The following is a 24,377-nucleotide window of genomic DNA, read 5'->3' as shown; positions in this document are numbered from 1 at the left end:
CATCACCCCTTCACCGCGCCGGCGGCGATGCCGCGTACGAAAAGCTTGCCGGAAATGAAGTAGACGATGAGCGGCACAAGCCCGGTCAGGATGGTTGCGGCCATGTTGACGTTGTACTCCTTCACGCCTTGCACCGAATTGACGATGTTGTTGAGCTGCACCGTCATCGGATAGGTGTCGGGGCGGGTGTAGACGACGCCGAACAGGAAGTCGTTCCAGATGCCGGTCACCTGCAGGATGATGGCGACGACGAAGATCGGCAGCGACATCGGCAGCATGATGCGCAGGAAGATGCCCCAGAAGCCGGCGCCGTCGACGCGTGCCGCCCGGAACAGCTCTTCCGGCATCGATGCGAAATAATTGCGGAACAGCAGCGTCAGGATCGGCATGCCGAAAATGGAATGGACGATCACCAGCCCGCTGAGGCTGCCGTAGAGGCCGATCTCGCGCAGGATGATGACGATCGGATAGATCATCACCTGGTAGGGAATGAAGGCGCCGACGATCAGGATGATGAAGAACGTATCGGCGCCCTTGAAGCGCCAATTGGCCAGTGCATAACCATTCACCGAGGCGATGGCGATCGACAGCAGCACCGACGGCACGGTGATGCGCACCGAATTCCAGAAACCGCGCGAGAGCCCGTCGCAGTTGAGCCCGGTGCAGGCCGTTGACCACGCCTTGACCCACGGCTCGAAGGTGATCTCGAGCGGCGGTGAGAAGATGTTACCGAGCCGGATCTCCGGCATGCCCTTGAGCGAGGTGACGACCATGACATAGAGCGGCAAGAGGTAGTAGACCGCCATGACGAACAATGTGCCGTAGAGGAAGACGTTGCGGCGCGAAATCATGCGGCGCGGCTTTGGACCGTAGGGCCCGGCGACGTCCTGGCGCGCGCCGGCGGCAACGCTTGCTTGAGCGGTGATGTCTGCAATGCTCATTTGCGCCGCCCGAACTCGAGATAGGCCCAAGGCACGATGACGATCACCACCGAGAGCAGCATCATGGTCGAGGCGGCAAAACCCTGGCCGAGGTTCTGGGCGAAGAACATATAGTCGTAGACGTATTTGGCCGGCACTTCGGAGGCGATGCCCGGGCCGCCGCTGGTCTGGGCCACGACCAGGTCATAGACCTTGACGATGCCGGAAGCGATGATGACGAGCGTGGTGATGAAGACCGGCCGCATCATCGGGATGACGATGAACAGATAGGTCCTCCACATCGGGATCCCATCCACGCGCGCCGCCTTCCAGATGTCTTCGTCGATACCGCGCAGGCCGGCCAGCATCAGGCACATGATGAGCCCGGTGCCTTGCCACAGCGCAGCGATCGATATGCCGTAGATGACGATGCTGGAATTGTAGAGCGGGTCGAAGCTGAAGCTCGTCCAGCCTAAGTCCCGCACGACATGCTGGATGCCGAAATCCGGATTGAGCAACCACTGCCAGACCAGGCCGGTGACGATGAAGGAGAGCGCGAAAGGATAGAGGAAGATCGTGCGGAACGTGTCCTCGAAGCGGATCTTCTGATCGAGCAGCGCGGCAAGCAGAAAACCGATGACCAGCGAGGCCACCAGCGAGATCGCGCCGTAGATCAACAGGTTCTCGATCGAGATCAGCCAGCGCGGCGCCGCCCACAGGCGGTAATACTGGTCGAGCCCGACGAAATTCAGGCGCGGCAGGAGCTTCGAATTGGTGAAGGAATAGAGCACCGTCCAAACGGTGCCGCCGACGAAAACCACCATGGCGGTGAGGATCATCGGGATCGAGGCGACCTTCGCATTGAGGTTGCGGAACAGAAGGTTGGGGCGTTCGCTCTTGCTCATCTCGTCAGCCGGCTGGGTAAGGGCGGTGCATTCCCGGCCCTGCATTCGCAAGGCCGGGAATGAGGCGGGTTGCCTCCAGCGTCAGTCCGCCGAAGCGATGAGGTCGGCGAAGCGCTTCTGCGCGTCTTCGACGGTCAGTTCCGGCTTGGCGAAGAATTCGGCGAAAAGATCTTCCTTCTGCTTCTGGGTGTCCTGCGAAAGCAGCTGGTCCGTCCACGGTATGACCGCGCCCTTGGCGAGAATGGCGAGGCCCTTCTTCATGCAGTCGTTGGCCGCATTGAGATCGACGTCGCCGCGCACCGGCAGGGATCCCTTCTTCAGATTGAAGGCAACCTGCGTCTTGGGATCGAGCAGCGTCTCGGCCAGCACCTCCTGCGCCTTGCTCTTGTCGGCATCCTTGAGCAGCGGGAAATAGAAGGCGTCACCGCCCGTGGCTATCACCTCGTTCAGCCCAAGGCCCGGCAGGCAGGTATAATCCTTGCCGGCGGTCTTGCCGGCAACCTGGAACTCGCCCTGCGCCCAGTCGCCCATGATCTGGCCGCCGGCCTTTCCGGTGATGACCAGGTTCGTCGCCTGGTTCCAGTCTTGGACATTGGTGTTCTTCGCCATCTTGCGGGCATCGTCCGCGGCCTTGAAGACCTTGGCGACTTCGGGCCCGGCGGCGAACTTGGCATCCTTGTCCTTGTAGACCTTGAGGAACGTGTCCGTGCCGCCCACAGCCGCAAGCAGCACGTCGAAGGCACCGGAGGATTGCCAGGCCTGTCCGCCGACTGCGAGCGGGATGATGCCGGCCTTTTCCAGTGCCGGCGCTGCCGCCACGAATTCATTCCAGTCCTTCGGCAACGGCACGCCGGCCTTCGCGAAGGCTTCGTTGGACAGCCACAGCCACTGCCAGGAATGGATGTTGACGGGCACGCAATAGATCTTGCCGTCGATGGTGCAGCCGTCGAGCAGGCTCTTCGGCCGGACGACATCAGTCCACTTGCCCTTGGTGGCGACGTCGGTGAGGTCGCGCATCAGGCCGGCCTGCACCAGTTCCTCCGCCTGCCGGCCATGGTTGAACTGCGTGGCGCCCATCGGATCGCCACCGGTGATGCGGCTGATCATGATTGGCCGCGCCGTGCCGCCGGAACCGGCAATGGCGCCGTCCACCCAGCGATTGCCGGTCGCATCGAATGCCTTGGCAAGTTCCGCAACCGCCGCGGCCTCGCCGCCCGACGTCCACCAATGAGTGACTTCCAGGTCCGTTGCGGCCGCCTGGCCGGCAAACTGCAACGCGGCCGTCGCTGCCAGCGCAGCGGTCAAAAGTTTGTATCGCATTTCGGCTCCTCCCAGAATCTGAAACGTTACAGATTTTCGATACGGCAATTGCGCGGACTGTGCAACCCGTCAACGAAGCGCCCTCGATATTTTTTCGGATCGCGAACAAATTCGCATGAATGATCGCGCTTCCCATGCACTGCAGCATGGTTTGCTGCGGCGCAAACACCGAAATGCCGCTTGATACGGACAAAAGGCGGCGGCAGAGGCGATTTCTCCTGGAATCCCAATGCGTTTCGCAAAAGAACCATCCACCTCGCGGCGAGGGACATGTAACTCGATATGGCAATCTGTAACGTTTCAGTATATTGAGGCTTTGCCGGGGCTGGAACGCATATCGTACCGCTATGGCGGCGATTGCCGACATGGCTCGCGGCTGCTATGCGCCTGACGGGCGGGACGAATGGACAGACAGCGTACGGACAAGAACGGGGAGACCTCGGCACAGGGACGGCCGACGTTGAAGACGCTTGCCTTCATGACCGGGCTCGGCGTCACCACCGTGTCACGCGCCTTGAAGGATGCCCCGGAAATCGGCGCCGAAACCAGGCGTCGCGTCCAGCTGGTCGCCAAGCAGATCGGCTACCGGCCGAACCGCGCCGGCGTGCGTCTGCGCACCGGCAGGACCAATGTCATCAGCCTCGTGCTCAACACCGACCGCGAGATCATGAGCTTCGTCTCGGACATCATCTACGGCGTTTCGGAAGTGCTCGCCGAAACGCCCTATCACCTGATCGTCACGCCCTATTCCCGCTCGCAGGATCCGATGGAGCCGATCCGCTATCTCGTCGAGACCGGCTCGGCCGACGGAGTCATCATTTCGCGCACCCAACCGAACGATCCGCGCGCCCGCTACATGCTCGAGCACGGCATGCCCTTTGCCACGCATGGGCGCACCGACATGGGCCTCGTCCATCCCTACCATGACTTCGACAACCATGTTTTCGCGATGGAAGCCGTGCGCCGGCTGGCGAGCATGGGCAGGCACAAGCTGGCGCTTCTGTCGCCACCGCCCGGGCTGACCTATTATGGCCACACGCTGAACGGCTTTGCCGATGCGCTAAGCGAGGTCGGAGCCAGCGAAATTCCGTTCAACACTGTTTCCATCGATCACACGATCGAGCAGATCAGGACCAGGACCGCGCAGGTGATGCGCCGCGAGAACAGGCCGGACGGCTTCGTCAGCAGCGCTGCCGCCGCGACACTGGCGATCGTCGCCGGCATCGAGGATGCCGGCCTCAAGCTTGGCCGCGACGTCGATGTCGTGTCCAAGCAGTCGTCGGACCTGTTGCACCTGTTCCGGCCGGAATTGCTCGTCGTCAACGAGAACTTCCGCCTGGCCGGCTCCGATCTCGCCCGCTCCGTGCTCGGCTGGATCGGCGGCGCCGCACCCGGCTCGTTGCAGCGCCTGGTCGCCACCAGCGAGGTTCGGGCGTTCAGCCCGCCGGTTTCCGTTTAGGCCCTTGGGTTAACCAGCCGCACCGCTTCCCCACGGCCCATGGAACGCGCCTTTGTCGTCGATACGCTCGAAGCCGTGCGCGCCGAAAAAGTCGCGCTGCGCCTGGATCAGGTTCGAGGTGCCGCGGCCCTGGCGGTAACTGTCGAAATAGGCAAGTGCGGAAGACAGCGCCGGAACCGGCGAGCCGGCCTCCGAAGCCCTCGCCACGATGCGCCGCAGCGACGGATGCGCTTCCTGCATCAGCGCGATGAAGGCCGGGGCCATCAGGAGGTTGGTCGAGGCGCCGCCCTTGCTGAAGGCCTCCGCCATGGTGTCGAGCATCTGCGAGCGGATGATGCAGCCGGCGCGCCAGATCCTGGCGATGGTCGGCATCGGCAGGTTCCAGTTGAATTCCTTGGAGGCGCCGCTCATCACCGCAAAACCTTGGGCGTAGGCGGCGATCTTGCCGGCGAACAGCGCCAGTTCGAGATCATGCAGCAATTCGTCCTTGTCGCCGGAAATCTTCGTCACGCCGGCGCTGCCATAGGCCTTTTCCGCCGCCAGCCGCTCGTCCTTGATCGACGAAAGCACGCGCGCCGCAACCGCCGCCTCGATCGCCGTCGCCGGGATGCCGAGTTGTTGCGCCTCGATGACCGACCATTTGCCGGTGCCCTTCTGGCCGGCGCGGTCGAGGATGATGTCGACCACCGGTTTGCCGGTCTTCGGATCGTCTGATGCCAGCACCTTGGCGGTGATCTCGATCAGGTAGGAATTGAGCCGGCCCTTGTTCCAGTTGGAAAACACCGTGCCGATCTCCTTCGGCCCCATGCCTAGGCCGTCGCGCAGGATGCCGTAGATCTCCGCGATCATCTGCATGTCGGCATATTCGATGCCGTTATGGATGGTCTTGACGAAATGTCCCGCGCCGTCGGTGCCGAGCCATGCCGCGCAGGGCTCGTCCTTGAACTTGGCGGAGATCGCCGTCAGCACCTTCTCGACGCGCTTCCAGGAGTCCTCCGTGCCGCCGACCATGATCGACGGCCCGTGGCGCGCGCCCTCCTCGCCGCCGGACACGCCCATACCGATGAAGGTGAGGTCCGAGCTGGAAAGCTCGGAGAAGCGCCGCATCGTGTCGCGGAAATTGGCGTTGCCGGCGTCGATGACGATGTCGTTGGCCGACAGCACGCCGCGCAGAGCCGCGACCTGTTCGTCGACCGGCTTGCCGGCCAGCACCATGATGATGATTGGACGCGGCGGCCGGATCGCGGCGGCGAGTTCTTCCAGGCTGTAGCAAGGCACGATCATGTCCCTGAGCGCGCCGGCATTCTCGATGAAAGCGTCCGTGCGCGCCCTGGTGCGGTTGAAGACGGCGATGCGGTGCCCATGCTCGGCGATGTTGAGCGCCAGGTTGGAGCCCATCGTGCCAAGGCCGATCAGGCCGATTTCGGCATTTTCCATCGTTTCTTCCCTGCTTTCGGATCTTTGTTGGTTCGAGCCCGCGATTTGCGGGGATGCCCATTCTTCACGGGATGCCATTCTTCACGGGATGCCATTCTTCACGGGATGCCATTCTTCACGGGATGCCATTCTTCACGGGATGCCATTCTTCACGGGATGCCATTCTTCACGTGATGATTGACGGGCCTTTCGGGCCGCGTCAACCGCCTCGCCGAATTGTGTTGCGCGGATGGCCGGCCAAGCTCGTGTCGGTCCGGCCTTACGGCCTGATATCGACAGGCGCCTCGATCTTCACCATCTGAAAATCCGAGACCAGTATGTCGATGCGCACTGTCCACCGGCCGGGCACCGGGATGACGAGGTTGTCGACGCGCCAGCTGCCGTCGCCGGGCTTGCTCGCAGCGCGCTTCAGCGGCTCGATGCCGGAATCGGGCTTTGACAGCACAAGCGTCACCTCCTTGGCGTCGAGCGGGCCGAAATCGCCGCTCATGATGACCATCGAAGCAACGACCGGGCCGGCATGGCCGGGAGTGATGCTGAGATCGGCCATCGCTTGCAGCGCGTGGATATGGACCGACACCGGTTGCGCTGCCGCAATCGCCAGGGCTCGTGGCGGCGGTGTGAAGCGCCAGCCCGCGGCAACGCCGAAAATAGTCAACACGATCAACATCTCGACGCCGATCGAGCGGACCAGCCGGCGTTGAACTTCCGTCGATCCCGCCTCGGCCGATGCCGTAAGTTTCCAGCGATTGACGGCGGCGAGCGTGAACAGAAAGACCAACAGCCCCAGCTTGATCAGCAGCAGCCTTCCATAGGCGGTGTCGACCAATGCCGCGGGTGTTTGCACCTGGATGACGGCAAGCACGATGCCGGCAGAGGCAAGCACGGCCACCACCGGCAGGATCGCCCAAGAAAACCGCCGCAGGAATGGCGTGGCCCCCGCCGATTGCCCCTTCAGCGCCAGCCCGAGTGGGACCAATGCGCCGGCCCACAACGCGATGCAGACCCCATGCAGGAACACCATCGGCCGCGTCAGCCATTGCGGTTCGGCGGCACTGGCATGGCCGCTGGCGGCAAGGGCAACCCCCACCCCGGCCAGACCGGCCAGCGCCAATGGTTTGGCGGTGGCGCGGGGACCGGCCAGCGACAGCAGGCCAAGCCCCAGCGCGATCAGCGCGACCAGTACTGTCCAGCCGAAACTGGTACCGAGCCCGGTCCGCCAGATGACCGATTGTGCCAGATGGGAGAGCGGCGCCCCCAATGCATCAAGCCCCTGCAAGCCGAGCGACAGGCACGTTGCGACCAGCCCGCTCAGGATTGCAACTGCAACGAAGCGCTGCCCGGCACGGGCACTTCCGGCCAACCAGGCAAGCGCGAAGGTGCCACCAACGCCGAGGAAAAGGCCGACGTAGAGAAAGATTTTGCTCGCCCAGATAGCCGACCGCAACGGCCAGTCGACAACTTCGGATACGGCGGGCGGCTCGCTGGGCGCGCCGATGGAAAACAGCAGGGATCCGCCGACGGGATGACCGTCTGCGGAGATGACGCGCCAGCTCAAGACATGTGTGCCGGATTTGAGCGGCTGCGGATTGTCGATCTCGACGGTCTGGTCGCTGAGACGGAAGGATGACAGCGGAACCGGCGTTCCGTCGGGCCTCACCAGGGTCAACACCAGCGGCGAGACCGGCTCGCTAAAGGTGAGCGAGAACTGTGCCGGCCCCTGTTCCAGCACCGCGCCATCGGCCGGATCGGTCGTGATCAGCGCGGCATGGGCAAAGGCCTGATTTGGCCCGGTCATGATGGCAAGAAACACGATCAGGGCCAGCGGGCCGACGACCAGCCGGCCGGCGCGGCGGCCGGCCATGCAAGCCGTTTGCAAGAAGGACGTCGTGCTCATGTCACCGCCAAGGAGAATAGCGGCGCGCTGGTCTGAGCGCGCCGCCCAAAAAATCATTTCTTCGGCAACAGCTTGATGCCGGGTGCCGGGTTTTCCAGCGCGTCCTCATCCTGGCCGGCTGCCGGGATTTCGATCCAGCGGTCGGCGGCCCCATCGCATTCCTGCACAACCGGGAAGTAAAGCTTCTGGCCGACAGGGAGATCCGCCGTCAGCGTCGCGCGGAAGACGAACTCGTCGTAGAATTCATCTGGCAGGCTGCCGCCGCTCCAGTCGACCTCCTTGACCCCGTCGGTCACCGCCTGACCGTAGAGCTGGTAGGATTTGTCGTACTTGCCCTTCTTGGCCTGCAGCGTCCAGCCAGGCTTCGGCATCGGCTTCACCGCGATCACCCCTTCCGGAATCTGCACGCGCACGGCGGTCGTCGCCTTGCCGTCGCAGCCATGCGGCACCCGCAAAACGGCCTTGTAGGTCGAGCCGACCGCCGCCTCCTGGGTTTCGAACGTGACATGCGCGAAGGCAGCACTGGTTCCGAGCGCGAGAAGTGCGCCGGCTGACAAAAGATATTTGTTCATGATGGTCCCTCGGATTTTCAAAATTTGTCAACTGGCGCGGTCAATTGGCGTGATCGTCCATGGCGCCACCGCCCATGCCTTCGACAGCGAAATCGACGCTGACGGCGCCGGCCTTTTCGAAGGTCAGGACGGCTGAGAACTTTTCGCCCTGTTTGGGTTGTCGCTTCAGGCCGATGAACATCAAATGATAGCCGCCAGGCGCAAGGGCTACCTTGCCGCCGGCCGGAATTTCCAGGCCACCGGCAACCGGCCGCATGGTCATGACGCCGTCCTTGACGCCCATCTGATGCAGCTCGGCCTTTTCAGAGACATCGGAGGAAATCGACACCAGCCGGTCCGGCGCACTGCCGTTGTTGGTGATGGTGAAATAGCCGCCGGCCACCTTGGCGCCGGCCGGCGTGGCGCGCGACCAGGGGTGGCCGATCTCGAGATCGCCAACCTTGAACTCATGCGCGAGGACGGACTGGGCGCCTGTGAACAGCAGCGCAAGAGCCAGCACGGCAATGCCGACACGCTCTTCGATGCTTCGTAGAATGCCGCCGGGCATAAGACGCGCGGCGTCAGGGAAAAAATAGGACATGGTTGCTCCATGAAGTGAAGGTCGCGCCGTTGCCGGTCGCGAGCAGTTTGATCTTTGGATGGGTACGCCCACGAAAGGTTTCGCCGGGCAAACAGGCTCAGGCCGTCAGCGGCGGCGCGCGCGGGTTCGACGGCGAGCGCTCACGCGCAAAGTCGAGATGGATGGCGGCCGGAAAGACAAAGGCGACCGTTTTGAAGGAAAGGCTGCTCAGCGCCAGGCCAGCACCGGGCGGCGGCGCAAAGGCCGCCGAAACCATGCTGCAGCCGAGCACGCAGCATGCCGGAAGATGGGACGGCGGCTGGTTGTCGCCGGGAAGCTGGGTTGCGCCCTCATGGGTGCAGATGACGTTGCCGAAGGCGTCGAGCTGCGATGCATTGGGACCGGTGCCGAAGGCGAATGCTCCGAGCGTCGACTGGAGCAACAGCAGATAGGCCGCGACCAGCGCGACCGGCATGCTCCACCGTCTCCTCGATACGCTCAAAGCCCTGCCTCTTCGCAGCAATGCGACATTCCTAGCACGGGGCTGGCGGGTGGAAAATCGCCAAATCGCCGCGGCGCCGACACGGCAGGCTCAATGCATGTCGCCCAAAAGTGTATAGCGGTTTTGGGACAACGACATGCATGAAACGAGACTCTGAGCCGCGATGCGGCTCAGGATTTTTGCAGCGACCGGCTCTCCGGGATTGAGGTCAGCAATGTCTGGCGCGCCGACTTCAGGTGCCTGCGGCAAGCGGCGTCGACCTTGCCGAGATCGCGTGATTTCAGCGCCTCTATGTAGACCAGATGCTCACCGATCGCGACTTCGTTGCGCTCGCGTTCCTGCGCCTTGTTCCACTGGTAATGGTAGTGGAAGATCATGGCGATGACATCGTAGAAATCGACGATGAAGCGGTTGCGCGACGCCCGGTGGATCAGCCGGTGGAAGCGCTCGTCGAGTTCGGAGAACTCGGTGAAGCGGGTGGCGATGTCGTTTGCCAACTGGCGATGCTCGTCTTCCAGGCGGTCGAGATCGGTCCAGACCGCGCTGTCCTGCGGTAAAGCGGCAAAGGCAGCCGCCGAGCGCAGTTCGAACATTTCGCGGATTTCGGTCAGCTCCAGCGCGAAGGCACGCGTAAAGCCCTTCAGCACCCAGTGACTGTTGCGACGCTTCTCGATCAGACCGAAGCGGGAGAAGCGGATCAGGAACTCGCGCACGCTGGTGGTGCCGACGCCGATCTCGCGCGCCAGTTCGAGCTCGTTGATCTGCATGCCGGCCTCGGCGCCACCGGCCAGCAGCCGTCTCATAAACGACCGCTCGATGATCTCGGCCAGCGTGTCGGTCTCTTCCTCGGGGAAGAAATCAGCGGGACGTGGTTCGCGCAGCACCGTCTTGGCGCGTTTGTTCCAGGCAATCAGCCCGGTCTCTTCCATGCGCGCAAGAATGGTGCGGACGGTGGTGCGGCTGACGCCAAGCAAGGTGCCCAGTTCCGGCTCCGAAGGCAGGCTGCGCGTTTCATCGAGCAGCCGCAGGCAGCGGTTGTAGGCATCCTTGTAGACGTTGTTGCTCTTCGACATCCCTGATCCGTTGCACGCCGTCGCTTGCGGCGGCCGGCTTGAAGCGCAATATGACGTTCCCATGACCCTGAAAAGCGAAATCGCTTTCCGGAAAAACCCAAGGACATGCGGAACCCCCAGCGAAAAAACAATTGACGCAAAACTGTTTTTTCACGATAAAAGACATTATCTCTAAACAGGCGCGTGTCAATCCGCCCGCGCAACCCAGGATCACCCAGGAAACCGCCCGTGAACGCCTCCAACAGCATTCTTCTGTCCCCCGCCGACAATGTCGCCGTCGCCAATGGCCGCATCGAGATCGGCACCGCGCTGCCGGGCGGTGCCGTCGCCACCGCGCTGATCGAGCCCGGCCACAAGGTGGCGATCAAGCCGATCGCCGCCGGCGAGGCCGTGGTCAAATACGCCCAGGCGATTGGTCGCGCGACACAGGACATCGCAGCGGGCGAGCACGTTCATTCGCACAATCTGGTTTTCGAATCCGGTCGCTTGCCGGTCGTGCCGCCGAGCGAGGCCGAGCACGCGACGGAGGCAGACCGCGCCCGCACCTTCATGGGCTATCGCCGCGCCGATGGCCGCGCCGGCACGCGCAACTTCATCGGCATCATCGCCAGCGTCAATTGCTCGGCCACCGTCTGCCATTCCATCGCCGATACCGCCAACCGGACCCTGCTGCCGAAATATCCCGGCATCGACGGCTTCGTGCCGATCGTCCACGGTCAGGGCTGCGGCATGAGCGGCACCGGCGACGGCATGATGGTGCTGCACCGCACGCTTGCCGGCTATGCCCGCCATCCCAACTTCGGCGGGGTGTTGATGGTCGGCCTTGGCTGCGAGGTCAACCAGGTCACCCTCTACGGCCAGAAGGGTGTCGCTGCCGGCAAACGCCATTTCAACATCCAGGACGCCGGCGGTTCGCGCAAATCGGTTGAAAAGGCAATGGGCGTGCTGGCCGAGATTGCCGAGGAAGTCGGCCAGTTGAAGCGTGAGCCGATCCCGGTCAGCGAGATCGTCGTCGGCCTGCAGTGCGGCGGCTCGGACGGCATGTCGGGCATTACGGCCAACCCGGCGCTGGGTGCTGCCGTCGACATCCTGGCCGGCGTCGGCGGCATCGGCATCCTTTCCGAGACGACCGAGATCTACGGCGCCGAACATCTTCTTGCCTACCGCGCGGCAACGCCGGAGATCGCGCAGAAGCTCGATGGTTTCGTGAAGTGGTGGGAGGATCACGTCGCCAAGCATGGCGCCTCGATCGACAACAACCCCTCGCCCGGCAACAAGCGCGGCGGCCTCACCACCATCCTGGAAAAGTCGCTGGGTGCCGTCGCCAAGGGCGGCCAGACGCCGCTCAACGGTGTCTTCGGCTATGCCGAAAAAGTCACCGGCAGTGGCTTGGTGTTCATGGACACGCCCGGCTACGACCCGGTCTCGGCGACCGGCCAGGTGGCGGGCGGCGCCAACGTCATCGTCTTCACCACCGGCCGCGGCTCCTGCTTCGGCTGCCGCCCGACGCCGTCGATCAAGGTCGCCACCAACTCGACGATGTACCACCAGATGGAGGAGGACATGGACGTCAATTGCGGCGTCATCGCCTCGGGTGAAAAGACCATCGCCGGCATGGGTCGCGAGATCTTCGAACTGATCGTCGAGACGGCTTCCGGCCGCAAGACCAAGAGCGAGGACTTCGGCTACGGCGACAACGAGTTCGTGCCCTGGCATCTGGGCGCAACACTTTAGATTTTACTGATATAAAGTAGACTGCGCGCCGGTCAGCGGCGGGCCACGGGGAGGTTGTGCATGGAAAGACGCCGCATCGGCCAGACAGCGCTGGAAGTCACCGAGGTCAGCTTTGGCGGCGCTGCACTTGGCGGCCTTTACCGCGCCTGTTCGCGCGAAGCGGCGATGGAGACGCTGCAGGGCGCCTGGGATGCCGGCCTGCGCTATTTCGACACCGCACCCTTTTACGGTTTCGGACTGTCGGAGCGCCGCTTCGGCGACTTCCTGCGCTACAAGCCGCGCGATTCCTATGTGCTGTCGACCAAGGTCGGCCGGCTGTTCCGCCCGGTGCCGGGCGATCAGGTTCCCGATCACTCCTATGTCGATCCGCTGCCCTTCGCGCTCGACTACGACTATTCCTATGACGGCATTATGCGGTCGGTCGAGTTCAGCTATGCGCGGCTTGGCCTAAACAGGATAGACATCCTGTTTGTCCACGACATCGGCGCCTACACCCATGGTGTCGAGAAGACCAAGCTGCACTTTCGCGACCTGATGGACGGTGGCCTCAAGGCACTCGAAGAGCTGAAACGGTCCGGCGTCATTTCCGCCTATGGGCTTGGCGTCAACGAGGTGCAGATCTGTCTGGACGTGATGCGCGAGGCGCCGCTCGACTGCATCCTGCTCGCCAGCCGCTATTCCTTGCTCGACCGCAGTGCCGAAGCGGAGTTGCTGCCCCTATGCCGGGCGCGGCAGACCTCCTTGGTCATTGGCGGCGTGTTCAACTCCGGCATCCTGGCGACCGGGCCGGTGCAAGGCGCGCATTTCGACTACCGCCCTGCCAGCCATGACGTGCTCGACCGCGTCGGCGCAATGGAAAGGATCGCCACCGAGGGTGGCTATCCGCTCGCCGCCGCCGCGTTCCAATTCCCCTTGCATGAACCTGCCGTCGCCACCGTGCTGACCGGCACCGCCAAGCTGGCGAACCTGACGCGCAACCTCCAACTGCTCGACATCGACGTGCCGGAGACGGAATACGCCAGATATCGTCCCCACACGCTGGTGCAGGAGCTCGCGTGAACCTTCATATTCTTGCGGCATCTGGAGGAATGGATATTCCATATTGACGAAACGGTGGAATTAATATTCCATGTATTCCCGAAACGGAACGGAAGCGTGACGACGTCAATGGGGAGCAGCGCGGTGGATTTGCTTTTGCCAGACCTCGCAAGGAAGGATCAAACACCGCTTGCATCGATCTGTTCGATGCATTATCAAAACATGGCAATTGTTTTTTATTGATAAAGTTCTGTTTGGGCCACGCCTATCCGGACGGAGCTTCCGTAACGTTCACCGGGCGACTTTAGGGAGGAAACCTCATGAAATTCGCGACCAGCATTCTCAACCGCCGCGCCGTCATGGCGCTGGCAGCAGCTTCGATGCTCGCCGGCGTCATGCATTCGGCGCCGGTTTCGGCGGCGGACGTCACCATTCCGATCATCGTCAAGGATACCACGTCGTTCTACTGGCAGATCGTTCTGGCCGGCGCCCGCAAGGCCGGCAAGGATCTCGGCGTCAACGTGCCGGAACTCGGTGCCCAGGCTGAAACCGACGTCAACGGCCAGGTCTCGATCCTCGAGAACGCCGTTGCCAGCAACCCGGCGGCCATCGTCATTGCGCCGACCGAGTTCAAGGCGCTTGGCAAGCCGATCGATGAAGCCGCTGCCAAGGTCAAGGTCATCGGCATCGACTCCGGCGCCGACTCCAAGGCCTTCACCTCGTTCCTGACCACCGACAACGTCCAGGGCGGCCGCGTCGCTGCCGACGGCCTCGCAGCCGCCATCGGCGCCGCCAACGGCGGCAAGATCGAGGGCGACGTCGCCCTGATCACCAACGCACCGGGCGCCGGCTCGCTCGAACAGCGCAAGCAGGGCTTCACCGAACAGCTGGCCGCCAAATATCCGGGCCTCAAGCTGGTCGCCGACAAATACGCCGACGGTCAGGCCACCACCGGCCTCAACATCGCCACCGACCTGATCACCGCCAACCCGAACCTCAAGGGCATCTTCGCTTCCAACCTGATCATGGCGCAGGGCGTCGGCCAGGCTGTCGCGGAAAACAGCCTTGGCGGCAAACTGGCGCTGGTCGGTTTCGACAGCGACGAGAAGCTGATCAAGTTCCTCAACGACGGCGTCATTTCCGCCCTCGTCGTCCAGGATCCGTACCGGATGGGCTATGACGGCATCAAGACCGCACTCGCCGCCTCCAAGGGCGAGAAGGTCGAAGCCAATGTCGACACCGGCGCCAATCTGGTGACCAAGGACAACATGAAAGACCCCAAGATCGACGCGCTGCTCAATCCGAAGCTCTGAGCCGTCGCATCCGCAATCGTCTCCGGGGCACCTCGCCCCGGAGACACAAGCTGCCGCACTAACGGCTTGGCAATCCGCACGCCTGAGCCAGGCTGTTTTCGAGGCATATCCCTGCCTCGCCGCGTGCCAATCGTGAGGCCAGCCTGGGGAGCCATCCGGGAGGCCAATCTGGGAGGATTGTCATGATTTCGACGGCGCAGGAACTGCATCCCGCACCCGTCCTGGAACCGGGGCGGACCATCCTCGAATTGCGCGGGCTGGAGAAGCGCTATCCCGGCACCCACGCGCTGAAGCCGGTCAACCTCGCCTTCAAGTCCGGTGAGATACACGCCATCGTCGGCGAGAACGGCGCCGGCAAATCCACGCTCATCAAGCTTCTGACCGGCGTCATGCCGCGCACCTCCGGAGAGATCGCCTGGGAGGGCCAACCGGCCGCCCTGGCGACGCCGCACGAGGCGATGGCGCTCGGCATCAATGCCGTGCACCAGGAAGTCGTGCTGTGCCGTCACCTGACGGTCGCCGCCAACATGTTCCTCGGCGAGGAGAATTCGCGCTTCGGCATCCTGCAGCAGCGCGCCATGGTCAGGCAGGCGCAGACGATCATCGACGACCTCGGCTTCGACCTGCCGGCGCATGTCACGCTTGGCGACCTGACCATCGGCCAGCAGCAGCTGATAGCCGCCGCCCGTGCCACCGTGCGCGGCACCAAATTCCTGATCTTTGACGAGCCGACCGCCTACCTCACCCGCAAGGAGGCCGACCAGCTCTTCACCCTGATCCGCCGGCTGAAGGGCGAAGGCGTGACGATCATCTACATCAGCCACCGCATGGAGGAAGTGTTCGAGCTCGCCGACCGTGTTTCCGTGCTGCGCGACGGCACGCTGGTCGGCACCCGCAACATCGCCGAGACCAACGATGCCGAACTGGTCAAGATGATGATCAACCGCTCGATCGAGCAGGTCTATCACAAGGAGCATTTCACGCCGGGCGCCGCCATCATCGAGGCGAGGAACCTGTCCGGCAAGGGCTTCGAGAATGTCTCGATGACGGTACGCGCCGGCGAGATCGTCGGACTCTATGGCCTGATCGGCGCCGGACGCAGCGAGTTCGTCACCACGCTTTACGGCCGCCACCGCAAATCCGCCGGCCAGATCTTCTGGGACGGCAAGGAGGTGCAGGTCAATTCCGAACATGACGCGATCAAGCTCGGCATGGCGCTGGCGCCGGAGAGCCGCCGCGACCAGGGCCTCTGCCTCAACCTGCCGGTCGGCTTCAACCTGAACCTCCCGATCTACAAGCGTATCTCGAACAATCTGCTGATTTCGAGCACGCAGGAGAAGACGCAGGCCGATCGCCAGATCGCCGATCTGCGCATCAAGACACCGACGCGCGGCGCGCTGGCATCCAGCCTGTCGGGCGGCAACCAGCAGAAGATCGTCATCGGCAAATGGCTGGCGCACGGCGCCAAGCTGTTCATCTTCGACGAACCGACGGTCGGCGTCGATGTCGGCACCAAGGCCGAGATCTACCGCCTGTTCGGCGCACTTTTGTCAAAGGGCGCCGGCATCATCCTGATCTCGTCCTATCTGCCGGAAGTCTATGAACTCGCCGACACGCTGCATGTGTTCCGGCGCGGAAAACTGGTGGCGACGCACGGTTTTCACGCCGCCAGCCACGAGGATATTCTCACGCAGGCGCTCGCCGAGAAACAAGAAAAGCTGGGAGGACAGATATGAGCACCGAGGCGATCGCCGTCGAAAAACCGAAGCGCAACTATAATGTCCTGTTTGGGCTGACACTTTTGGCGCTGCTGGTTCTGCTCTGGATCCTTCTCTCCGTGGCGACGACGAGCTTCGCCTCCGCCAACAACATGGCCAATCTCTTGCGCCAGGGCTCGATGATCGCCATCATGGCGGTCGGCCAGACTTTCGTCATCATCACCGGCGGCATCGACCTGTCGGTCGGCGCCGTGGTCGGTTTCGCCACCGTGGTCGTGGCCATGATGATCAATGCCGGCTTCCCCATCTGGCTCGCCATTCTGGTGACGCTGCTGGTCGGCGTCGCCATCGGCATGTTCCACGGCTTCGGCATCGTCAAGATGGGCCTGCCGCCCTTCATCATCACGCTGGCAACGCTGACCTCGCTGCGCGGCATCGGCCTTTTGATGACCAACGGCAATTCGATCAACATCAACAGCGACACCTTCACCGCCTTCTCGCGCAATTCCTTCATCGGCATCCCCAACCTGTTCTGGATGGTGATCCTGGTCGGCATTCCGGCCTATATCTTCCTGCACCACAGCCGCTGGGGCCGATACCTGTTTTCGGTCGGCTCCAACGCCGAGGCCTCGCGCCTGTCCGGCGTCAATGTCCAGCGCACCATCTACATGGCCTACACGCTGTCGGGCCTGTGCGCCGCCTTTGTCGGCGTGCTGCTGGCCGCCCGCATCGGCATCGGCAACCCGACGCAGGCCGAGGGCTGGGAATTGCAGGCGATCGCGTCTTCGGTCATCGGCGGCACCTCGCTGTTCGGCGCAGTCGGCTCGGTGCATGGGCCGCTGCTCGGCGCCTTCATCCTGGCCACCATCAACAACGGCGCCAACCTGCTCAACGTCAACTCGTTCTGGCAGCGCATCGTCACCGGCGCGCTGATCATCATCATCGTCTACTTCGACGGCCTGCGCCGCCGCGGCAAGTAGCGACCCCGCAATCAACCGCTGGTCCGCCACACCAACGGGCCGGCGATTTCATGACTGGATTAGCGCATGAAAGCCGTCCTCTGCCGTTCGCCCGGCGATCTTGTTCTTGAAGACCGGCCCGCACCAGAGGCACCGCCTCCCGGCTGGGCGCTGGTGGCGGTCAGCCATGTCGGCATCTGCGGCACCGACTACCACATTTTCGAGGGCAAGCACCCGTTCCTCGCCTATCCCCGCATCATGGGCCATGAGGTGTCGGGAACGATCGTCGAGACCGGCGACGGCGTCGATCTTGCCGTTGGTGAGCCCGTGGTGATCAACCCCTATCTTTCCTGCGGCAAGTGCATCGCCTGTCGGCACGGCAAGCCCAATTGCTGCGTCAGGATCGAGGTGCTGGGCGTGCATCGAGACGGCGCCATGTGCGAACGGATCCTGGTGCCGGCGCAAAATCTCTATCCCGCCAACGGCCTTTCGCTGGCCGACGCCGCCGCAGTCGAGTTCCTGGCCATCGGCGCGCATGCAGTGCGGCGCGCCCGCGCCGACCCCGGCGCCCGCACGCTGGTCATCGGCGCTGGCCCGATCGGGCTCGGCACCGCCATCTTCGCCCGCATCGCCGAACTGGACGTGACACTGCTCGACATGAGCAGTGAAAGGCTCGCCTTCGCTGCAAATGAGCTTGGTTTCCAGACCCTCGACGGGTCGCGCGGCGCGGTGCCCGATCTGGTCAGGGAAGCGACATCAGGCGAAGGCTTCGATGTCGTCTTCGACGCCACCGGCAACACCCAGTCGGTGCAGTCGGCCTTCGCCCATGTCACGCATGGCGGAACGCTGGTGCTGGTCTCCGTCGTCAAGGACGACATCAGCTTTTCCGATCCGGAATTCCACAAGCGCGAGATGACGCTGATCGGCAGCCGCAACGCCTTGCGCGCCGACTTCGATCACGTCGCCGCCTCGATCCGCAACGGCGCCGTTCCCCTGGCCAAGCTCGTCACCCACCGCACCACACTCGCCGGCACGCCGCATGATCTTGCTCGTTGGGCACACGAGAAATCCGGCCTGATCAAGGCTGTGATCGAGGTCGGGTCATAACATGGCAGGCGGCGAACCCGGCCCGAATTGACGACGCCCCGCGTAGGTCGACCCCCACTCCGTCTCGGCTTCGCCGAGCCACCTCTCCCCCGATCGACGGGGTAGAGGAAGGGTGCGAGCCTATTGCAGCCAACGCTCTTCAACCAGACTCCCTCCTTCTCCCGCCGCCAGCGGGCTCCCTTCCTCTCCCTCCGGAGGGGGGAGAGGTGGCTCGGCGAAGCCGAGACGGAGTGGGGGAAGCCGGTCCTCAAATGCGCCGACGCTGACAAGTGAGCGCGACCGAACTGGTCTGATATCAGCGTGAGTCAGATAAATCACTGTCTCGTATAAGGCCGGCGCTCCCTACAGCGCCGACAGCTTCAGTTCCACCCGTTCCGCCGGAAACCTGGACTCCGAAAACTGGATCGGCTGGCCGTCCGGCGTGACGTTGACGGCGACCGTGACCAGTACGATGGCGCCCGGCTGCAGATCGAGGTCGGCAAGGTCCGCCGCATCGGCATGGCGCGCCGACAGCACGGTCGATTGCCGGAGATAGTCGTCGATGCCGAAACGCGCCAGCGAGGCGGTGATCGAGCCTGTTTGCGCCATCGCGGCATCGATGCCGGCAAAGCGCCGGGCCTCGAACCAGCCGGCAGCGCGCGACACCGGCCGTCCGTCGGCTTCGCCGCGCGTTTCCAACCGGATCACATCGGCTCCCCTGGCAAGGCCAAGGCCCTCGGCGACGCGCTGGCTGGCCGGCTCGACCGACGAGGCGAGCAGGACGATGTGCCGTTCCGTCGTTTGCCCTTGCAGCCCGGTCGAAAAACGCGTGCGCGCCCCGATCGGATAGGACAGCCGCTTGCGCGACAGTACGAAGGTGCCGCGCCCCTGCTCGGCCCGCAGCACGCCTTCCCTTACAAGGGCTGATATGGCGCTGCGCACTGTGTGGCGGTTGACGCCATAGCGCTCTGCCAGCGCCACCTCCGGCGGCAGTGCTGCATTCTCCATGAAATCGCCTATGGCGATCGCATGCAGGATCTTGTCGGCGATCTGCCGCCACAGCGAAACGCCACTGCGCCGCTCGATGCTGTCCGCTGCCAGCCGCCCGACCATCATTGCCCCAACCTTCCAGCGCCCAGTCTTCTATCGCTGTCATCCACCCGTCATGGACACGCGTTAGATAATAGTGATAATTTGTATAGTTGTCTATATCAATAGACAAATTGACCAAGAGGAATGCTGCTGATGCGAGGACAGGAAGCCCGCGACCAGGCCGAGCGCAAGGCCGCCATGGCGACACTGGCGCAATCCAGCGGCGATGACATCGTCCGGCTCTGGAACCAAGCCGGACTGCCTTCGGACGCCGAGTTGCTGCGCGGCCCCGAAACCGGCCTTGTCACCCTGCGCGGCCGCATCGGCGGCGGCGGCGCTCCTTTCAATGTCGGCGAGGCGACCGTTACCCGCGCCACCGTCCGGCTGCCCTCCGGGCAGGTCGGCCATTGCTATGCGCTTGGCCGCGACAAGCAGAAGGCGAAGCTGGCGGCCATTGCCGACGCGCTGTGGCAGGACCCTGCCCGCCGCAATGAGGTCGAGACCGGGCTGATAGCGCCCCTGCGGTCGGCTCTGACCGCAGCGCATGAAAAACGCCGCGCCGAGACGGCGGCAACGAAGGTGGATTTCTTCACCATGGTTCGCGGAGAAGACTGATGGACATTGCAGCGCAATCGATCGAGGGCGGTTTCGCCGATCCGGTCTTCAATGCCCAGACGGTGTTCCGCGCGGTCATGGACGCAATGGCGCGGCCAGGCAGCGTGCAGCCGCTGCCGGCCTTCGCCCGCCCGCCGGCGCCGCTCTCGGCGACCGCCGGCGCCATCGCATTGGCGCTGTGCGACAACGACACCCCGCTCTGGCTCGACCAGACCCTGCAAGCTTCCACCGCGATCAGACCCTGGCTTGGGTTCCACACCGGCGCGCCATTGGCCAACACACCGGCCGATGCGCATTTCGCCTTCATCGCGGCCCCGGCCGAGATGATGTCGCTCGATGGTTTTTCGCAGGGCACCCAGGACTATCCCGACCGTTCGACCACGCTGATCCTGCAAGTCGGCGATCTCGTGTCCGGCACGCCGCTGTTGCTTGGAGGTCCCGGCATCGAAACCAGCGCCACGATCGCGCCGGCACAGATGCCGCGCCATTTCGTCGAGCAGTGGAAGCAGAACATCAAGCGCTTTCCGCGCGGCGTCGACATCATACTCGCCACATCAGATGGCATTGCCTGCCTGCCGCGCACGACGCGCATCAAGACGATGGAGGCGTAAAAAATGTATGTCGCGGTAAAAGGCGGCGAAGCCGCAATCGCCAACGCCCACAGCCTGCTGGCCGACCGCCGACGCGGCGACCGTTCGGTGCCGGCCCTTCGCCTCGACCAGATCGTCGAGCAGCTGGCGCTCGGCGTCGACAGGGTGATGAGCGAAGGCTCGCTCTACGACCGTGAGTTGGCGGCACTCGCAATCGTCCAGGCGCGCGGCGACCTGATCGAGGCGATCTTCCTGGTGCGCGCCTATCGCACCACGCTGCCGCGCTTCGGCTACACCAGGCCTATCGACACCGCCACCATGCTGGTCGAGCGGCGCGTGTCGGCGACCTATAAGGACCTGCCCGGCGGCCAATTGCTCGGGCCCACATTCGACTACACCCACCGGCTGCTCGATCCCGAGCTTGCCGCCGGCGCCGACGTCGCCGAGCCCTTGCGGCGCGAGACGGAAGCGCAAGCCATGCCGCGCGTCTCGGCGATCCTCGCCCGCGAAGGCCTGATCGAACCCGACGGCGACATGCCGCAGGGTCACGTTCCCGGCGACATCACCCGCGAGCCGCTGGAATTTCCGATGGCGCGCGACATCCGCCTGCAGGCGCTGTCACGCGGCGACGAGGGCTTTTTGCTGGCGCTCGGCTATTCCACCCAGCGCGGCTATGCCCGCAACCATCCCTTCGTCGGCGAGATCCGCATCGGCGAGGTCGAGCTCGAGCTCGACGTGCCCGAACTGCCCTTCGCTGTCCCGCTCGGCACTGTCCGCGTCACCGAATGCCAGATGGTCAACCAGTTCAAAGGCTCGGCCAAGGCACCGCCGCAATTCACCCGCGGCTACGGCCTGGTCTTTGGCCAAAGCGAGCGCAAGGCGATGGCCATGGCGCTCTGCGACCGTGCTCTTCGTGCAACCGAGCTCGGCGAGGATGTCGTCGCCGCGGCCCAGGACGAGGAGTTCGTCATCTCACACTCCGACAATGTCCAGGCGACCGGCTTCGTCGAACATCTGAAGCTGCCGCATTATGTCGACTTCCAGGCCGAACTCGACCTCGTGCGCCGCATGCGCGCCGACCACGACGCCCGCGAAAACCCAGTGAAGGTGGAAGAGAAGCGGGAGGCCGCGGAATGATTGAAGGCCTGTCCCACATGACCTTCATCGTCCGCGACCTCGACCGGATGACCAAGATCCTCGAGAGCGTGTTCGACGCACGCGAAGTCTATGCCAGCGAGGCCAGGCAGTTCTCGCTATCGCGCGAAAAATTCTTCCTGATCGGCGACATCTGGATCGCCATCATGGAGGGCGAGCCGTTGCCGGAGCGCAGCTACAACCACATCGCCTTCAAGATCGATGACGCCGATTTCGACCGCTATGCCGAGCGCATCGGCAGGCTCGGCCTCGACATGCGCCCACCGCGCCCGCGCGTCGAGGGCGAAGGCCGCTCGATCTATTTCTACGACGACGACAACCACATGTTCGAACTGCACACCGGCACGCTCGCTGAGCGGCTGGCGCGCTACGCCAAGGGACTGGAAGTCGCACCATGACCGACATCGCCACCTACAACTTCGCCTATCTCGACGAGCAGACCAAAAGGATGATCCGCCGGGCGATCCTCAAGGGCATCGCCATCCCCGGCTACCAGGTGCCGTTCGCCTCGCGCGAAATGCCGATGCCTTATGGCTGGGGCACCGGCGGCGTCCAGGTCACCGCTTCGATCATCGGCCCGAACGATGTGCTGAAGGTTATCGATCAGGGCGCCGACGACACCACCAACGCGGTCTCGATCCGTGCCTTCTTCAAGAAGGTCGCCAACGTCGCAGTGACGACCGACACGGCCAGCGCCACCATCATCCAGACCCGTCACCGCATTCCCGAGCATCCGCTGACGGCGGGCCAGGTGCTGGTCTACCAGGTGCCGATCCCCGAACCCCTGCGCTTCCTCGAACCGCGCGAGACCGAAACGCGCAAAATGCATGCGCTGGAGGAATACGGCCTCATGCATGTCAAGCTCTACGAGGACATCGCCAAACACGGCCGCATCGCCACCACCTATGCCTATCCGGTCAAGGTCGAGGGCCGCTATGTGATGGACCCGTCGCCGACGCCGAAATTCGACAATCCCAAGATGCATCGCTCACCGGCGCTGCAGCTGTTCGGCGCCGGCCGCGAAAAGCGCATCTATGCGGTGCCGCCGTTCACCGAAGTGGTCAGCCTCGACTTCGAGGATCATCCGTTCGAGGTGCAGACCTTCGACCAGCCCTGCGCGCTGTGCGCGGCAGAGAATGTCTATCTCGACGAGGTCATCCTCGACGACCATGGCGGCCACATGTTCGTCTGCTCCGACACCGACCACTGCGAGAAGCGGCGCAACGCCCCTACCTCCCCCTTGTGGGGAGGTCGCGCCGAAGGCGCGGGTGGGGGTCTTGACCAATCTACGCCCCACTCAACCCCCACCCCGGCGCTGCGCGCCGACCCTCCCCACAAGGGGGAGGGTAAGGAGAAGCAATGACCGACGAACCGCTGCTGCGCGTCGCAGCGCTCTCCAAATTCTACGGCTCGCGCGTCGGCTGCGACAACGTCTCCTTCGACCTGTGGCCGGGCGAAGTCCTGGCTGTCGTCGGCGAGTCCGGCTCCGGCAAGACGACACTGCTCAACTGCCTGTCGACCCGGCTGCTGCCCTCCTCCGGCACCGCCAGCTACCGCATGCGCGACGGCCAGTTCCGCGAGCTCTACCGCATGAGTGAGGCCGCGCGCCGCTTCCTGATGCGCACCGACTGGGGTTTTGTCCACCAGAACCCGGCTGACGGCCTGCGCATGACGGTGTCGGCCGGCGCCAATGTCGGCGAGCGGCTGATGGCGGTCGGCGACCGTCACTACGGCAAGATCCGCGCCACCGCCGTCGACTGGCTGTCGCGCGTCGAGATCGACGAGGACCGCATCGACGACGAGCCGCGCGCCTTTTCCGGCGGCATGCGCCAGCGCCTGCAGATCGCCCGCAACCTCGTCACCGGGCCACGGCTGGTGTTCATGGATGAGCCTACCGGCGGCCTCGACGTCTCGGTCCAGGCGCGCCTGCTCGACCTGTTGCGCGGTCTGGTCACCGATCTTGGCCTGGCGGCAATCGTCGTCACCCACGACCTCGCGGTGGCTCGGCTTTTGTCGCAGCGCATGATGGTGATGAAGGACGGCCGCGTCGTCGAAAGCGGTCTCACCGACCGCGTGCTCGACGACCCGCGCGCGCCGTATACGCAATTGCTTGTTTCTTCGATTTTGCAGGTTTGATGATGGCGCCAAGGCACCCCCCTCTGGCCTGCCGGCCATCTCCCCCTCAAGGGGGGAGATTGGCTATCCTCCCCGGCTTCGCCACTCTTCAACGTTGCAGAACAGGCGCAACGAAAAAGCTGCCAATCTCCCCCCTGTTTGGACCGGAGACATCGCGAACAGGTGTGCGGGGACATCGCGAACAGTTTTGTCACTTATCGTCTGCAGAGGTTGAGGTCGACTGTTTCTATTTTCTGATGTCTGAAGAAGGCTTGGAAGACGCCGTCCTTGCCGGTGGGGGTGAAGGCCACGGCTTTC

The 24,377-nt window shown here is 63.7% G+C and carries 22 protein-coding genes and 1 pseudogene; 13 read left to right on the top strand and 10 right to left on the bottom strand.

Going from position 1 to position 24,377, the window contains the following annotated elements:
- Positions 1-2: 2 nt before the first annotated feature.
- The 3 genes from EOA13_RS30075 to EOA13_RS30065 form a co-directional block, all read right to left on the bottom strand.
- Positions 3-941, bottom strand: a complete 939-nt coding sequence (locus EOA13_RS30075; protein WP_127297056.1) for a carbohydrate ABC transporter permease — start codon at positions 939-941, stop codon at positions 3-5.
- A complete protein-coding gene (locus EOA13_RS30070) occupies positions 938-1,825 on the bottom strand; it encodes a sugar ABC transporter permease (protein ID WP_164780417.1) in 888 nt (295 codons plus the stop codon). Before EOA13_RS30070 ends, EOA13_RS30075 begins: the two co-directional genes overlap by 4 nt.
- A gap of 81 nt (positions 1,826-1,906) precedes the next feature.
- Positions 1,907-3,145, bottom strand: a complete 1,239-nt coding sequence (locus EOA13_RS30065; protein ID WP_127297054.1) for an ABC transporter substrate-binding protein — start codon at positions 3,143-3,145, stop codon at positions 1,907-1,909.
- 403 nt (positions 3,146-3,548) lie between these two features.
- On the opposite strand from EOA13_RS30065, the gene EOA13_RS30060 reads away from it, so the two are divergent.
- Positions 3,549-4,604, top strand: coding sequence for a LacI family DNA-binding transcriptional regulator (locus EOA13_RS30060; protein WP_023812490.1), 1,056 nt, complete (start codon positions 3,549-3,551; stop codon positions 4,602-4,604).
- Between the two features lie 9 nt (positions 4,605-4,613).
- Here EOA13_RS30060 and gndA read toward each other — a convergent pair whose 3' ends face one another.
- The 6 genes from gndA to EOA13_RS30030 all read right to left on the bottom strand — a co-directional run bounded on the left by gndA (position 4,614) and on the right by EOA13_RS30030 (position 10,644).
- Entirely contained in the window at positions 4,614-6,041 is a 1,428-nt protein-coding gene (gene gndA / locus EOA13_RS30055; protein WP_127297053.1) for an NADP-dependent phosphogluconate dehydrogenase, read from the bottom strand.
- A 259-nt stretch (positions 6,042-6,300) separates the two neighbouring features.
- A complete protein-coding gene (locus EOA13_RS30050) occupies positions 6,301-7,938 on the bottom strand; it encodes a copper resistance CopC/CopD family protein (protein WP_127297052.1) in 1,638 nt (545 codons plus the stop codon).
- Positions 7,939-7,991: 53 nt separating this feature from the next.
- The gene (locus tag EOA13_RS30045; RefSeq protein WP_127297051.1) at positions 7,992-8,510 is read right to left on the bottom strand and encodes a YcnI family protein; all 519 of its coding nucleotides are present in this window, start codon (positions 8,508-8,510) and stop codon (positions 7,992-7,994) included.
- A 40-nt stretch (positions 8,511-8,550) separates the two neighbouring features.
- Complete coding sequence (locus tag EOA13_RS30040) at positions 8,551-9,090, bottom strand: copper chaperone PCu(A)C (RefSeq protein ID WP_127297050.1); 540 nt, start codon at positions 9,088-9,090, stop codon at positions 8,551-8,553.
- 97 nt (positions 9,091-9,187) lie between these two features.
- Positions 9,188-9,544, bottom strand: a complete 357-nt coding sequence (locus EOA13_RS30035; protein WP_127297049.1) for a DUF2946 family protein — start codon at positions 9,542-9,544, stop codon at positions 9,188-9,190.
- Between the two features lie 197 nt (positions 9,545-9,741).
- Positions 9,742-10,644: a GntR family transcriptional regulator gene (locus EOA13_RS30030; protein WP_127297048.1), complete on the bottom strand. Its 903-nt coding sequence runs from the start codon at positions 10,642-10,644 to the stop codon at positions 9,742-9,744.
- Positions 10,645-10,872: 228 nt separating this feature from the next.
- Here EOA13_RS30030 and EOA13_RS30025 point away from each other — a divergent pair, with 228 nt between their 5' ends.
- The 6 genes from EOA13_RS30025 (at position 10,873) to EOA13_RS30000 (ending at position 18,513) form a co-directional block, all read left to right on the top strand.
- The gene (locus EOA13_RS30025; protein WP_127297047.1) at positions 10,873-12,378 is read left to right on the top strand and encodes an altronate dehydratase family protein; all 1,506 of its coding nucleotides are present in this window, start codon (positions 10,873-10,875) and stop codon (positions 12,376-12,378) included.
- A gap of 60 nt (positions 12,379-12,438) precedes the next feature.
- Positions 12,439-13,437, top strand: coding sequence for an aldo/keto reductase (locus EOA13_RS30020; RefSeq protein WP_127297046.1), 999 nt, complete (start codon positions 12,439-12,441; stop codon positions 13,435-13,437).
- Positions 13,438-13,736: 299 nt separating this feature from the next.
- Complete coding sequence (locus EOA13_RS30015; protein WP_023812481.1) at positions 13,737-14,729, top strand: ABC transporter substrate-binding protein; 993 nt, start codon at positions 13,737-13,739, stop codon at positions 14,727-14,729.
- Positions 14,730-14,911: 182 nt separating this feature from the next.
- On the top strand, positions 14,912-16,465 hold the full coding sequence (locus EOA13_RS30010) for a sugar ABC transporter ATP-binding protein (RefSeq protein WP_127297045.1): 1,554 nt from the start codon (positions 14,912-14,914) through the stop codon (positions 16,463-16,465).
- Entirely contained in the window at positions 16,462-17,427 is a 966-nt protein-coding gene (locus EOA13_RS30005; RefSeq protein WP_127297044.1) for an ABC transporter permease, read from the top strand. The genes EOA13_RS30010 and EOA13_RS30005 overlap by 4 nt, the downstream gene beginning before the upstream one ends.
- Positions 17,428-17,493: 66 nt before the next feature.
- The gene (locus EOA13_RS30000; RefSeq protein ID WP_127297043.1) at positions 17,494-18,513 is read left to right on the top strand and encodes a zinc-binding alcohol dehydrogenase family protein; all 1,020 of its coding nucleotides are present in this window, start codon (positions 17,494-17,496) and stop codon (positions 18,511-18,513) included.
- Between the two features lie 342 nt (positions 18,514-18,855).
- Here the strand turns inward: EOA13_RS30000 and phnF are convergent, their stop codons facing one another.
- Positions 18,856-19,605 (bottom strand): phosphonate metabolism transcriptional regulator PhnF, encoded by a 750-nt coding sequence (gene phnF / locus EOA13_RS29995; protein ID WP_164780419.1) that lies wholly within the window; start codon positions 19,603-19,605, stop codon positions 18,856-18,858.
- A 132-nt stretch (positions 19,606-19,737) separates the two neighbouring features.
- On the opposite strand from phnF, the gene phnG reads away from it, so the two are divergent.
- From phnG to phnK, 6 genes and pseudogenes are all read left to right on the top strand, one after another.
- Positions 19,738-20,199: a phosphonate C-P lyase system protein PhnG gene (gene phnG, locus EOA13_RS29990; protein WP_127297041.1), complete on the top strand. Its 462-nt coding sequence runs from the start codon at positions 19,738-19,740 to the stop codon at positions 20,197-20,199.
- Positions 20,199-20,810 carry a phosphonate C-P lyase system protein PhnH gene (phnH, locus tag EOA13_RS29985; protein WP_127297040.1) on the top strand — a complete coding sequence of 204 codons (612 nt, stop codon included), beginning with the start codon at positions 20,199-20,201 and terminating at the stop codon, positions 20,808-20,810. The genes phnG and phnH overlap by 1 nt, the downstream gene beginning before the upstream one ends.
- 3 nt (positions 20,811-20,813) lie before the next feature.
- On the top strand, positions 20,814-21,926 hold the full coding sequence (locus EOA13_RS29980) for a carbon-phosphorus lyase complex subunit PhnI (protein WP_127297039.1): 1,113 nt from the start codon (positions 20,814-20,816) through the stop codon (positions 21,924-21,926).
- Entirely contained in the window at positions 21,923-22,342 is a 420-nt protein-coding gene (fosX, locus tag EOA13_RS29975; RefSeq protein ID WP_127297038.1) for a FosX/FosE/FosI family fosfomycin resistance hydrolase, read from the top strand. The genes EOA13_RS29980 and fosX overlap by 4 nt, the downstream gene beginning before the upstream one ends.
- Positions 22,339-23,166, top strand: a pseudogene (locus tag EOA13_RS29970) (alpha-D-ribose 1-methylphosphonate 5-phosphate C-P-lyase PhnJ); the annotation flags it as partial. The gene fosX and the pseudogene EOA13_RS29970, both read left to right, overlap by 4 nt.
- 137 nt (positions 23,167-23,303) lie before the next feature.
- On the top strand, positions 23,304-24,080 hold the full coding sequence (gene phnK / locus EOA13_RS29965; protein WP_127297037.1) for a phosphonate C-P lyase system protein PhnK: 777 nt from the start codon (positions 23,304-23,306) through the stop codon (positions 24,078-24,080).
- The last annotated feature ends 297 nt before the right edge of the window (positions 24,081-24,377 follow it).

The organism is Mesorhizobium sp. M7A.F.Ca.US.011.01.1.1 (assembly GCF_003998295.1).
Classification (GTDB): Bacteria; Pseudomonadota; Alphaproteobacteria; order Rhizobiales; family Rhizobiaceae; genus Mesorhizobium.
The sequence above is the reverse complement of the archived record's forward strand: the minus strand, read 5'-3'. Positions and strand labels throughout refer to the sequence as shown.